Origin of the sequence: Arthrobacter sp. H14, from assembly GCF_000520495.1 — a bacterium.
In the GTDB taxonomy this organism is placed as follows: domain Bacteria; phylum Actinomycetota; class Actinomycetes; order Actinomycetales; family Micrococcaceae; genus Arthrobacter_C.
In genome coordinates this window covers 118,315-130,137 of record NZ_KI914644.1, presented here as the reverse complement: position 1 = coordinate 130,137, position 11,823 = coordinate 118,315, and the positions used below count along the sequence as shown (strand labels likewise).

The 11,823-nt window shown below is 62.5% G+C and carries 11 protein-coding genes; 6 read left to right on the top strand and 5 right to left on the bottom strand.

The features are described from left to right. Positions 1-127: 127 nt before the first annotated feature. From Y707_RS0108315 to Y707_RS0108305, 3 genes are all read left to right on the top strand, one after another. Entirely contained in the window at positions 128-1,213 is a 1,086-nt protein-coding gene (locus Y707_RS0108315; protein WP_026534736.1) for a tartrate dehydrogenase, read from the top strand. A 71-nt stretch (positions 1,214-1,284) separates the two neighbouring features. After that, positions 1,285-1,971, top strand: coding sequence for a TetR/AcrR family transcriptional regulator (locus tag Y707_RS0108310; RefSeq protein WP_026534735.1), 687 nt, complete (start codon positions 1,285-1,287; stop codon positions 1,969-1,971). 39 nt (positions 1,972-2,010) lie between these two features. After that, positions 2,011-4,098 carry an acyltransferase family protein gene (locus Y707_RS0108305; protein WP_035780848.1) on the top strand — a complete coding sequence of 696 codons (2,088 nt, stop codon included), beginning with the start codon at positions 2,011-2,013 and terminating at the stop codon, positions 4,096-4,098. Between the two features lie 21 nt (positions 4,099-4,119). Here the strand turns inward: Y707_RS0108305 and Y707_RS0108300 are convergent, their stop codons facing one another. Further along, complete coding sequence (locus Y707_RS0108300) at positions 4,120-4,668, bottom strand: acyl-CoA thioesterase (RefSeq protein WP_026534733.1); 549 nt, start codon at positions 4,666-4,668, stop codon at positions 4,120-4,122. A gap of 74 nt (positions 4,669-4,742) precedes the next feature. Here Y707_RS0108300 and Y707_RS28905 point away from each other — a divergent pair, with 74 nt between their 5' ends. Together Y707_RS28905 and Y707_RS0108290 are read left to right on the top strand one after the other, a co-directional pair. Continuing rightward, complete coding sequence (locus tag Y707_RS28905) at positions 4,743-5,483, top strand: maleylpyruvate isomerase family mycothiol-dependent enzyme (RefSeq protein WP_051441779.1); 741 nt, start codon at positions 4,743-4,745, stop codon at positions 5,481-5,483. A 75-nt stretch (positions 5,484-5,558) separates the two neighbouring features. Next, on the top strand, positions 5,559-5,927 hold the full coding sequence (locus tag Y707_RS0108290; RefSeq protein WP_026534732.1) for a hypothetical protein: 369 nt from the start codon (positions 5,559-5,561) through the stop codon (positions 5,925-5,927). Positions 5,928-5,946: 19 nt separating this feature from the next. Here Y707_RS0108290 and Y707_RS24460 read toward each other — a convergent pair whose 3' ends face one another. The 3 genes from Y707_RS24460 to Y707_RS0108275 are packed head-to-tail and all read right to left on the bottom strand — an operon-like array spanning position 5,947 to position 10,109. After that, entirely contained in the window at positions 5,947-7,488 is a 1,542-nt protein-coding gene (locus tag Y707_RS24460) for a carboxyl transferase domain-containing protein (protein WP_442853283.1), read from the bottom strand. Then, entirely contained in the window at positions 7,481-8,680 is a 1,200-nt protein-coding gene (locus tag Y707_RS0108280; RefSeq protein WP_026534731.1) for a CaiB/BaiF CoA transferase family protein, read from the bottom strand. The genes Y707_RS24460 and Y707_RS0108280 overlap by 8 nt, the downstream gene beginning before the upstream one ends. A 52-nt stretch (positions 8,681-8,732) precedes the next feature. Further along, a complete protein-coding gene (locus Y707_RS0108275; RefSeq protein ID WP_026534730.1) occupies positions 8,733-10,109 on the bottom strand; it encodes an SLC13 family permease in 1,377 nt (458 codons plus the stop codon). A 129-nt stretch (positions 10,110-10,238) separates the two neighbouring features. On the opposite strand from Y707_RS0108275, the gene Y707_RS0108270 reads away from it, so the two are divergent. Continuing rightward, positions 10,239-10,940, top strand: a complete 702-nt coding sequence (locus Y707_RS0108270) for a FadR/GntR family transcriptional regulator (protein ID WP_026534729.1) — start codon at positions 10,239-10,241, stop codon at positions 10,938-10,940. 31 nt (positions 10,941-10,971) lie between these two features. On the opposite strand, the gene Y707_RS0108265 is transcribed toward Y707_RS0108270, so the two are convergent. After that, positions 10,972-11,823: carbohydrate ABC transporter permease (locus tag Y707_RS0108265; protein WP_026534728.1), on the bottom strand; the 852-nt coding region annotated here is incomplete at its 5' end.

Sequence of the window (11,823 nt, the reverse complement as noted above, 5' to 3'; positions counted from 1 at the left end):
TAATCAACATCACGTCCCCATAATGTGAGCACGATCTCATGATGTGAGTCAAGCTAAGCTGTGTTTCAGGTTCTGCAGGGAACGCCCTGCAATAGGACGACGACGCGTCGCTGAAGGAGATTTCGAGATGGGCACTACGAAAAGAATTGCTGTCATTCCGGGTGACGGTATCGGCAAAGAGGTGATGCCCGAAGGAATCCGGGTGCTGAAGTCGGCCGCTGAGGCCTTCAACCTCGACCTGGAGTTCGTGGAGTTCGACTTCGCCTCGGCGGACTACTATCTCGAGCACGGGCGGATGCTCCCGGAGGACTGGGAAAAGACACTGTCGAAGTTCGATGCGATCTATTTCGGCGCCGTCGGCTGGCCCGACGTCGTCCCCGACCATGTCTCCCTCTGGGACAGCCTGCTGCAGTTCCGGCGCGTCTTCGACCAGTACGTAAACCTGCGCCCGGTGCGTCTGATGCCGGGGGTGCGGAGTCCGCTGGCCGGCCGGGAACCGGGCGACGTCGACTTCTACGTGGTGCGCGAGAACACCGAAGGCGAATACTCCAGCGTCGGCGGGCTGATGTACGAGGGAACCGACCGGGAGATCGTGATGCAGGAGACCATCATGAGCCGCCACGGCGTCGACCGGGTCCTCAAGTACGCGTACGAGCTGGCCAGCAACCGGCCGAAAAAGCACCTGACATCGGCGACAAAGAGCAACGGAATCTCAATTTCGATGCCGTACTGGGACAAGCGCGTCGAGGCCATGGGGGAAAAGTTTCCTGAGATCCGGACCGACAAGTTCCACATCGACATTCTGGCCGCCAACTTTGTGCTGCACCCCGACTGGTTCGACGTCGTCGTCGCCAGCAATCTCTTTGGAGACATTCTCTCCGACCTGGGTCCGGCCTGCACCGGAACCATCGGCATCGCCCCCAGCGCCAACATCAATCCCGAGGGTGACCATCCGTCGCTTTTCGAACCCGTACACGGCTCCGCACCCGACATTGCCGGCAAAGGTATCGCCAATCCGATCGGCCAAATCTGGTGCGGGGCGATGATGCTCGAACACCTGGGCCACACCTCCGCCGGTGAAGCCGTCGTCCGGGCCATCGAAAAGGTGCTCGCCAAGGGACCGGAGAAAGGGCAACTGACGCCCGACCTGCAGGGAACGGGAACCACCGCTTCACTCGGAGAGGCCATCGCCGTCGCGGTCAAGGAAGACTAATCCTGTCCGGACCGTAAGATGTTAAGGGAGCCCTTGGACGGGCGGTCAGGTTGGGCCCTGGAGGGAGATTAATGGCGATTACAGCGACAACCGGGGGACATCGTTCCGCCGGACGGCCGACGGAAAAGGTGCTGTCCAGGGAACTCATCACGCTGGGAGCACTGGAGCTGATCAAGGCCGGCGGTTACGAGAAGTTCACCATGTCGGAGCTGGCCCGCGCCCTGAACGTTGCGCCGTCGGCCCTCTATAACCACGTCTCCTCCAAGCAGGACGTACTGGTGTTGATCCAGGACCACATCATGACCAAGGTGGCAATCGACAGCTTCGTAACCGAGCCGTGGGATGAGGCAGTCCGCCAGTGGGCGTGGTCCTACCGCACGGTTTTCAGCAGCCACACGCCGCTGATCCCGGTAATCGCCGTGCTGGCCGTGACCGGCGCTGAGCACACCATGCAGATGTACGAGGCTGTGACTTCAGGATTCATGAAGGATGGATGGCCGACGCCGTTGATCGTTCCCGCCATCGTGGCGCTGGAATCCTTCATTTTCGGTTCCGCCTTCGACGCCGTTGCGCCGAAGGATATCTTCGAGTCCGGCCAATTGGCAGAGTCCAACCCCAAATTTGCTGATGCGGTACGTGTCCAGCACCAGAATGAAGGTTCCTCCTCCGCCGATACGGCCTTCAAGCTGGGACTCGAGGGCATGATCAGCGGACTTAAGGCGCAGCGCCGAAGCTGGAAGGAAACCACCCCAGGGTAAAACTTGCGGCCGGTCCCGCTTCAATGATGGTATGAATTGATGCGAAACCGTTATATAAACCGGTCTGCTCCGTCGTCGGCGGTGCCGGTGAAGGGCTTTCGCAAGGACATCCAGGGACTGCGCGCCCTCGCGGTCTCGCTGGTTGTGCTGTATCACCTGTGGCCGAACCGCCTGACCGGTGGCTTTGTCGGCGTCGACATCTTCTTTGTTATCTCCGGCTTTCTGATCACATCGCACCTGCTGGCCAAACCTCCCCAGGGCCTCGCCGACCTGGGGAGGTTCTGGAGCCGCCGCATCCGCCGGTTGCTTCCCGCCTCGCTGTTGGTCCTCGTCGCCACCGCGGCCGCCACCCGGCTTGTAGCACCTGTAACGCAGTGGCACCAGATTGCCCAGGAGATCATCGCCTCGGCGCTCTACGTCGAAAACTGGCTGCTGGCGTCGTCGTCGACCGATTATCTGGCCGGAGGTGGCGATGCTTCCCCCGTGCAGCATTTCTGGTCATTGTCGGTGGAGGAACAGTTCTACGTAGTGTGGCCTATCCTCCTGCTTGGCGCGTTCTGGTTCGCCGGGCGCCGCAACCTCGCGCCGAAACGGGTGGCGCAGGTGGTTATTGGCGCCGTGATCTGCGCTTCCTTGATCACCTCGATTGCCGCGACCGCCGACTCGCCGGCCAGCGCCTACTTCATCACTCCGGCCCGCATGTGGGAACTGGGCCTCGGAGGGCTGATCGCCACCCTTCCCGCCTTGAAGCCCGGCCGGATTGGCGACGTGGCCGCCCCCATCCTCGCGTGGACGGGAATCGGCGCTATGGTCGCTGCCGGAGTGTTCTACACCGCCTCAACGCCTTTCCCCGGTTACACCGCGCTCCTGCCCGTCCTCGGTGCCGCGCTGGTGATCTGGACCGGCGCCACTGGCCCGTATTCGCCGACGGCGGTGCTTGAGCATGGTTCGGTCCAGTGGCTCGGCAACGTGTCCTACTCGGTTTATCTGTGGCACTGGCCGCTGATTGTCCTGCTGCCGCATGTCAGCGGGGACCATCTGGGCCGGCTGGACAGGATCTTCATCCTCGTCGCCACGCTGCTGCTCGCAGGGCTAAGCAAGGTCTGGGTGGAAGACCGGTTCCGGTTCGGCAAGACCCGATCGCCGCTGGTCGCGTCCTACCGTTTCGCGGCCGCGGGGATGACCGCCGTCGTCGCCGTTGGAGCCGTGCAGATCGTGGAGGTCGAGTACCGCGAGGGCAGGGCCGCCGAGCAACTGCAAGCAGCTATCGAGGGCGACAATCCATGTTTCGGTGCCGCCGCGCTCGCCGAAGGCAATGAGGACTGCCCGCCGCCGAAAACCGACGCCGATCTGGTTCCGGGACCTGCACTGGCCCAGGAGGACAAGCCAAAGGGATTTGTCGAGGAATGCCAGCCATACCCACCGTACGAGGACCGCGCCACCTGCACCTTTGGCTCGGGCCCCAAGGAGATAGCCCTGGTCGGCAACTCCCACGCCGGGCACTGGTTGCCGGCCCTGGAGGTACTCGCCGAGAAGAATGGCTGGACCATCACGACCTACCTGATGTCGCGCTGCAATGCCACGGACGTGAAGCTGGACTTCGATTCGGAGGAAATGACCGAAAACTGCCACGACTGGGGTAAGTGGGTGATGGAGGAGACCAAGGGCGACAAGTACGACCTCGTCGTCACCTCCGAACGCCAGTCGGTCGCCGTCGAGGGGCACAGGTACGGGGAATCCAACGAGCTGGCGCGCAAGGCCTACAAGAGTTACCTGAGCAAGTGGACCGACGCCGGCACCAACCTGCTGGTGATCAAGGACCCGACGTACCCCAAGCCGTCGTCGGTGCCCGAGTGTTTGGCTGAGAATCCGGATGATCACTTCGAGTGTGCCGGACCGAAGGAGGACTGGGCCGTGATGACACCTCTGATTGAAGCCGCCCATCAGCTGGATGACCCGAACATCAGCACGCTCAACATGGACAAGTACTTCTGCCGCGATGGAACCTGCTACGGGGCGATCGGCGGCGTCGTCACCTACTTCGACGGCTCCCATATCTCCGCCACGTACGCCGCAACCCTGGCGCCGTACATGGAAAAGCCGGTCGAGAAGGCGCTCAAAAAGTAAGGCTATTGCCGACGACGGCGGCTACCGGGCCCAGGCGTGCGGCACCGGGCGCCGGGTGCTCGGCAGCGAGTTGTTCAACCGCCATTCATGGATCCACTCCGGCAGGATCAGGTCCGCCGGCGGGTTTCCGAACGTGGAAAAGATCTCCTCGTTGGTCACCGGCCCCGACTTGCTGACCAGGCGGGTGGCGATGAAAGCGCGGGCGTAGATCTCGCCGTCGGACACCATCCGCTGCTCAAAGTAGATGGCGCGGTCGTCGAAGCCGATGATTTTCGACTCGATGCTGTACCGCTGTCCCAGATTGAGCGACTTGCGGAAGCTGATGGTTTCGCCGCCGACCACCGGGCTCCAGCCGTTGCGCCGCATCTTGTCCCAGATTCCGCTGCGGACCATCAGGTCGAACCGGCCCAGGTCCATCAGCGACAGATACATGCCGTTGTTGATATGCATGGCGATATCGATATCCGTCGGCAGCACCCGCATCGGCACGGACGAGTTGCCCCAGACACTCAGTTTGGGACGACGGCGGGACAGGATCAGGTGCAGCAGGGTTCGCAAAAGCAGATGCATGGCGATCATATTACCCGCCAGTAACTTAGGGGAGAAAATCCGCCGTCGTACCCTCTTTGCCTACACTAAGGAAGATGACGCCAACCTATCCTTATGCCCTGCCGCTCAGCCGCTACCGCGAGCTGATGGCCCGCGACTTCCCAGTGCTGCACGAGGCGGCCGGACAGGCGCTGACCGTGCCCGTACCTGCCTGTCCCGATTGGACCGGCGAGGATCTCGCCCGCCACACCGCCCTCGTCTTCCTGCAGAAGGCCGAAACCATGCGCACCGGGGTGAAGCCGAAGGGGCGATGGGTGCCGGAGGAACTGCTCAAGCTGGACGCCCTGCCCCTGCTGGAGGAAGGCTATAACCAGGTCGTTGAGCAGTTCGACGCGCACGACCCTGCCGATCCCGCCGAATCCTGGGTTCCGGATGACCAGACGGTTGGCTTCTGGATTCGGCGCCTCGCCCATGAAGCCTCAATGCACCGGCACGACGCCGAAGCAGCATTGGACCGGGCGGTCCCCATTGACGAGGAGCTGGCAATCGACGGCATCGATGAAGTGCTGACGGTGATGCTGGGCCGCGGCACGCCAGATGAATCCGCCTCCGGGAGCACGGTGGTTATCGAAAGCGGAGGCAAGTTCTGGTCGGCGATCCTGAAGCCGGAATCGGTGTCGATCCAATGGGAGGACAGCAGCTCACCGGAGGGCCGGGTCTCCGGTGGGCCCAGCGAGGTGCTGCTCTGGTTGTGGGGCCGCGGCCCGCTCCCCGCCGGTTCCACCGAGAACGCCGCCGTGGCCGAATTGCGGACACGGCTGGCCGCAGCTACCTGACCTCCCACCAACATGGTCGGCGATTACTACGCCGTGTAGAATCCGGATAAACAGTCCCACCACGTTAGGATCACCATGCCCCGCATCACCATCGGACTCGGCGTCGTTCTCATCGCCCTCGGCGTCATCTCGTACATCGCCACCGCGTTCGTTAGCTGGACGGCACTGATTCCGGCGATCCTTGGCACTATCATCCTGGTCTCCGGCATCATCGCCGTGAAGAAACCGAAGATCGGCATCCACATCGCTTTGGTCTTCGCCATTATCGGTATCGCAGGAACGTTGATGAACGTGATGGAAATCGGTGCACTTATCGCCGGCGACGCCGAACGTCCTGCTGCCGTGATCGCCAGCACCATCACCTTCGTGCTGCTGCTCGTCTACGTCATCGTGGGCGTACGGTCGTTCATCTCCGCGCGCCGGTGGAAGACCGCCAACTCCTAAACTCGATCGCCCCCACCGACTAAGGGCCGGCTACGCCGTCGTCCTGACGATTGCGTCCCAGCTGTTTGTATTTCCTGACCCTGGTGGGCAGCAGTTCTTCGGTGGGACGCGCCGAGAGCGCGGAGAGCTCGTACTCAATCGCGGCACTCATCCTTTGGCAGAATGCCCGTGGTTCATCCGCGGCGTCGTCGCGCTCATCGACCACATGGTCAACGATTCCGTTGGCATACATCGCTGCAACATTGACCCCCTGGGCGGCGGACATGGCGGGGGCAAATTCCGTGCTGCGGTGCACAATGGCGCTGGCTCCCTCGGGCGGAAGCGGTGAGACCCAGGCGTGCTGGGCCGCAATGGTCCGGTCGGCAGGCAGCAGGGCCAGCGCCCCGCCGCCGGCACCCTGGCCGAGCAGGACGGAAATGGTCGGAGATTCGAGACCGATGAGGTCGTGCAGCGACCGCGCGATCTCCCCGGCCAGGCCGCCTTCCTCGGCTTCCTTGGACAGCGCGGCACCGGCCGTATCGATGACCGTAAGCAGTGGCAGTCCAAGTTCCTCCGCCAGTTTCATTCCGCGGCGGGCTTCCCGCAGCGACGCCGGACCCATCGCTCCCTCGGCCCGGCGGGGACGGTCGTGTCCCAACACGATGCAGGGCTGATCTCCAAAACGCGCCATCGCCAACAGCAGTCCGGGGTCGTTTTCGCCCTGACCGGTACCGTTGAGCGGCAGGACATCCTGCGCCCCGACGCTGAGGAGCCTTCGCAGGTCCGGACGCCGCCGGTTCCGCGAGATCTGAATCGACGTCCATGCTTCCGCACTGGAAGGTTGCATTGCCAGGGTGACCGGCTCCGGAACCGGCGCTGCGGTCTCCCGGACGAGAATGTTCAGGGCACGGTCGACCGTGGTCGCGAGTTCCTCCGGCGGCACGACCGCGTCGATGAGGCCCTTGTCGAACAGGTTTTCCGCAACCTGCACGTTCTCCGGGAATGGTTTGCCGTACAGAGCTTCGTAGACCCTAGGCCCCAAAAACCCGAGCAACGCCCCCGGTTCCGCAACGGTCACGTGCCCCAGCGATCCCCACGACGCCATTACCCCTCCGGTGGTGGGATGGCGAAGGTAGACCAGGTACGGATGCCCGGCCTGGCGGTGACCGCGCACGGCCGCCGTGATCCGGACCATCGACAGGAACGCAAGGGTGCCCTCCTGCATCCTGGTCCCACCCGAAGCAGGTCCCGCCAGCAGCGGCAGCTTCTCCCGCGTGGCCCGCTCCACTGCTGTGACGATCCTGTCCGCAGCGGACTGTCCGATGGAACCGGCCAGGAACCTGAACTCGCAGACGATGACCGCCACCCGCCGCCCACGGATCAGCCCTTCGCCGGTAATGACTGACTCGTCCAGTCCGCTTTTTTCGCGGGCGGCGGCCAGTTCGCGCTGGTACTGGGGGCTGGGATCCGGATCGACGACGGCGGTGTCCCACCGGATAAAAGAATCAGCGTCGAGTACGACGTCGATCAGCTCTTTCGCCGTCAGGTGCGGCTTTTTCCCGGGCGAAGCCATCTCACTCATCTCCGGCCGCGCTGCGCAGCCACTGCCGGATCCGGTCTCCGTCCTGGTTGAGGACTGGAGGAGCAGTATGAGACTTGTTCGTCGTTTCCCCCGCCTCCTCATTGAAGAACCGCAGCGGCGGGCCGGGCAGGTCGACCTTGCCGAGGACATTGTGCTCCACATCGATCAGCAGTCCCTGGGATTGGACCTGCTCCCAGGCATAGACCTCGTCAAGGGTTCTGACCTTGCCTGCCGGAGTTCCGGTTTCGTTGAGTTTGGCCAGCAAGTCTGCGGCGTCGTAACCGGAGAAGGCCTGCTCAATTTCTTCGATCAGCATGGCCCGGTTCTGCACGCGGTCCCGATTGGTCGCGAACTCCGGCTTACCCGCATCCAGGCCGAAGGCGCCGGCGAACGTGGACCAAAGCCGCTCACTGCCAACACTGATCTGCACCGACCCGTCCCGGCAGTTGAGCAACCCGTACGGAGCGATGGAGGGATGGTGGTTGCCCTGCGCCTGCGGAACCTCGCCCGCAACCGTCGCCCGGGTTCCCTGGAAGGCGTGCACGCCGACCAGCGCCGCCAACAAAGAGGTCCGCACGACTTGGCCTTTGCCGGTGCGTTCGCGCTCGAGCAGGGCGGCGAGCGTTCCGAACGCACCGTACATTCCGGAGAGCAGGTCGGCGATCGGAACGCCCACGCGCTGTGGATCATCCGGGCCCGAACCGGTCAGCGACATCAGCCCGGCCTCGCCCTGCAGGATCTGGTCGTAGCCGCTGCGGCTGGATTCGGGGCCGTCATGGCCGAAGCCGGTAATGGAAAGAATCACCAGCTTCGGGTTTAGCTCGTGCATGGCCGCCGTCGAGAATCCGAGCCGGTCCAGCACCCCGGGGCGGAAGTTTTCGACGACGACGTCGGCCCGTTCCAGCAGTTCGCGGAGGACTTGTTGGCCGTCGTCGCTCTTCAAATCCAGCGCGATCGATTCCTTATTCCGGTTGCAGGACAGGAAGTAGGTGGCCTGCGGATCCTCTTCCGGCCCGACGAAAGGCGGACCCCACCCACGGGTGTCATCGCCGGACTCCGGGTTCTCCACCTTGATGACCCGTGCGCCTAGGTCCCCGAGCATCATGCCCGCATGCGGCCCGGCGAGCGCCCGGCTCAGGTCCACCACAAGATACCCGGCCAGCGGTCCCTCTGTTCCAGTTTCAGTGTTCATCGCAAATCCTCTTTTCGTACTTGTTCCAGCTGTCCTTAGGTTTGGGATGGCCTTAGAGCCAGCCGGGAACCACCAGGACCAGCCATGCAATCGGCGGTCCTGCTACGACGACGATCGCGCCATAGGAGAGGATCTGCTTGTAGAAACGGTCCCGGTCGGTGCCTTCGGGCGCGTTGGCAAGAACCAGCGCACCATTCGTGGAGAAGGGTGAAACGTCCACAATCGTGGAGGCAACCGCGAGTGCGCAGATGACACCGATGGCTCCGATTTCACCGGACTCAAGGAATGGAATGGCCAGCGGAATCAGGGCGGCAAGGATTGCAGTCGAGGAGGCGAACGCGGAGACGACAGCACCGATGTAGCAAATCAGCAGTGCGGCCAGCATTGGCATGCCAAGGCTTGCGACGCCGTCGGAAACGTAATCGATTGTTCCGGCTTCCTGCAGGACACCAACAAACGTCAACATGCCGCAGATGAGCAGAACGGTTGACCAACTGATCTTGTCGACCGCACCCTTCTGCGCTTTCGGGAAGAGGAGGGCCAGAATAACCGCGATGGTAATGGAGACGAATCCGACGTCGATGCTGAGTCCCAGAGCCACGACCGCAAGGACGATCAATCCGGCGATGGTGGTGTACTGCGATGCCTTATCGGACTTGGCTTCGGCTGCGGTGGCCGGCGCTGCACCAGCGGACTTGTCGGACTTGGCTTCGGAGTCGTCGTACTTTACGTCGTCGGCACGGTTGGTGCCGCTGATCCGATGGCCCACACTGGCGTTCATCCGGGCTTCGGCGCCCCGCTCGACCATTTGCCCGGCCCGGGTCGAGAGCAACTTCCGCCCGCCGAGGACAAGGAAAAGGACTACGGCGATCAGGAAGTTGAAGATGAGGCTGGAGAGGAAGAGCGCCAGCGGGCTGTACTCAAACCCGGTATCTGCCACGATGCTGTTGACAATGACTCCGTAGACGGCAATCGGGGAGAAACCCCCGGCCTGTGCTCCATGGACGACCATCATGCCCATCAGCAGCGGGCTGATCTTGTGCTTTGCGGCGAAACCGAGCGCAATGGGAGCCATAATCGCCACCGCGGCAGGACCGAGCGCGCCGACCGAAGTAATGATGGCCGTGATGACGAACATGACCCACGGGATCATCGCCACCCGGTTGCGGACCAGTTTCACGGCCCACTGAATTAACAGATCGATGGTCCCGTTATTCTGCGCGATAGCGAAGAGGTACGTCACTCCCACCAAGGTCAGGAAAAGTCCGCCGGGGAAGCTGGCGATAATGTCATCCGTTTCCATCCCGAGGAAGACGGCCCCAAGCAGGAACGCGCCCACGAACCCGAGGGCGCCCATATTGATGGGAAGGATTGTTGCAATCAAGAACATCGCCGCCAGGACGATGATCGATAAGACGGGGGCTGACATCTCTATTCCTCCAGGGATAAGATACGTGACATGAATTACAGGCTCAGTGGACTAGCCTGTAATGGACTTGACCACTTTGTCAATAGCCGATGTAACGTATCCACTAACACCCGTCCAAAGGGGGACACAATGGTCAGGAATGCCGCGCCCGGTTCCTTGGAGCGTGTCTCCAGGCCGCGGCTGTACGAACAACTCGTGGAGCAGCTGTACAGCTACATCGAGACTGCCAAACTGGTGCCCGGAGACCATCTTCCGGCCGAACGGGAACTCGCCGACAGACTCGGCGTTTCCCGCGCCACCCTTTCTCAGGCACTGGTCGCACTGGAGGTTCTTGGGGTCATTGACGTCCGGCACGGAGCTGGCGCCGTCCTGGTGTACCGGCCGAGCATCGCCACCGTCCTCAAGGGGCTGCAGGAACACAAGAGCCGGCTTCCGGAAATTACCGAGGCCAGGAGCACCTTGGAAGTTAAGCTCGCCTCCCTCGCTGCCGCACGCCGGACAGACGAGGACCTGGCGGCTATCGATTCGGCACTGGAAACGATGAAAGATGAGATTTCCGACGGCGGCAAAGGAGCCCACGGAGATGAACTTTTCCATCAGGTCATCACATCTGCTGCACGGTCCCCCGTCCTGGGCCAGCTGATGGGATTCATCGCTGAAATGGTGTTGGAAACCCGTCTCGAGTCCTTGGGCCAACCGGGCCGGCCGGAGCAATCGTTGGCGTCGCACCATACAATCGCCGATGCCATCCGGGCCCAGGACCCTGATGGTGCGGCCGAGGCGATGCGCGCGCATATCGCCCTGGTGTCCGACGTCGAACTCCTCAAATAGCAGCCCGCACCGCCGAGAAGCTGATCTATTATTACTCCTTCACGGCGCCGGCGCTGGCATTCATGATCTTGCGCTGGAAGATGAAGAAGACGACCGCCACCGGAATCGTCATGAGTGCCGCGGCGGCAAGCTTCAACGGGTATTGCGTTCCCTGGCTGAGCTGACCGGAGGCAAGCTGGGCAACGCCCTTGGTGAGCGTGGTCAGCTCCGGACTCTGGGTGGACACGATGAAGTGGTTGAGCTCGTTCCAGGACCCTTGGAAGGACAGGATGACGATAGTCATCACCGCGGGGACGGCCATCGGCAGCACGATGGACCAGAAGGTGCGGAACACTCCTGCGCCGTCGATCCGCGCCTGTTCCTCGACACTGACCGGGATGGATTCAAAGAAGTTCTTCATGATGAAAACACCCGCCGCGTCGGCCAGCAATGGCACGATCATGCCCGTATAGGAGTCATAAATTCCCAGCTGGTTGATCACCAGGAACTTTGGAATCAGCAGTACGACGGCGGGGACGGCCATCACTGCCACCAGCAGTGCGAACACGACACTGCGTCCACGGAAGTTGATCCGCGCCAGGGCATAGCCGGCGAGGGAATCGAAGAATACCCGGCCGAGGGTCACGAATATCGTGACGATGGTCGAGTTCATGGTCCACAACAGGAAGTCCGAGTTCTCGAACAGCGTTTCGTAGGCGGCAGCCGTCCAGGTCTCCGGAACCAGGCCGATCGGGTTGCTCGCAGCCTCCGGTTCGGTCTTGAAAGAGGTGGCAACCTGGATCAGGAACGGCATGATGTACACGACCGCGAGCGCGATCAGCACAAGGTAGGCAGCCCAGGCCGACGAAAGCGGGTTCCGCCGGCGCCGCGGTACCGGCGGAAC

Excerpts from the sequence above, each read along its gene's own strand:
- Y707_RS0108315 (WP_026534736.1), top strand. The coding sequence starts at position 128 with ATGGGCACTACGAAAAGAATTGCTGTCATTCCGGGTGACGGTATCGGC.
- Y707_RS0108310 (WP_026534735.1), top strand. The coding sequence starts at position 1,285 with ATGGCGATTACAGCGACAACCGGGGGACATCGTTCCGCCGGACGGCCG.
- Y707_RS0108305 (WP_035780848.1), top strand. The coding sequence starts at position 2,011 with ATGCGAAACCGTTATATAAACCGGTCTGCTCCGTCGTCGGCGGTGCCG.
- Y707_RS0108300 (WP_026534733.1), bottom strand. The coding sequence starts at position 4,668 with ATGCATCTGCTTTTGCGAACCCTGCTGCACCTGATCCTGTCCCGCCGT.
- Y707_RS28905 (WP_051441779.1), top strand. The coding sequence starts at position 4,743 with ATGACGCCAACCTATCCTTATGCCCTGCCGCTCAGCCGCTACCGCGAG.
- Y707_RS0108290 (WP_026534732.1), top strand. The coding sequence starts at position 5,559 with ATGCCCCGCATCACCATCGGACTCGGCGTCGTTCTCATCGCCCTCGGC.
- Y707_RS24460 (WP_442853283.1), bottom strand. The coding sequence starts at position 7,488 with ATGAGTGAGATGGCTTCGCCCGGGAAAAAGCCGCACCTGACGGCGAAA.
- Y707_RS0108280 (WP_026534731.1), bottom strand. The coding sequence starts at position 8,680 with ATGAACACTGAAACTGGAACAGAGGGACCGCTGGCCGGGTATCTTGTG.
- Y707_RS0108275 (WP_026534730.1), bottom strand. The coding sequence starts at position 10,109 with ATGTCAGCCCCCGTCTTATCGATCATCGTCCTGGCGGCGATGTTCTTG.
- Y707_RS0108270 (WP_026534729.1), top strand. The coding sequence starts at position 10,239 with ATGGTCAGGAATGCCGCGCCCGGTTCCTTGGAGCGTGTCTCCAGGCCG.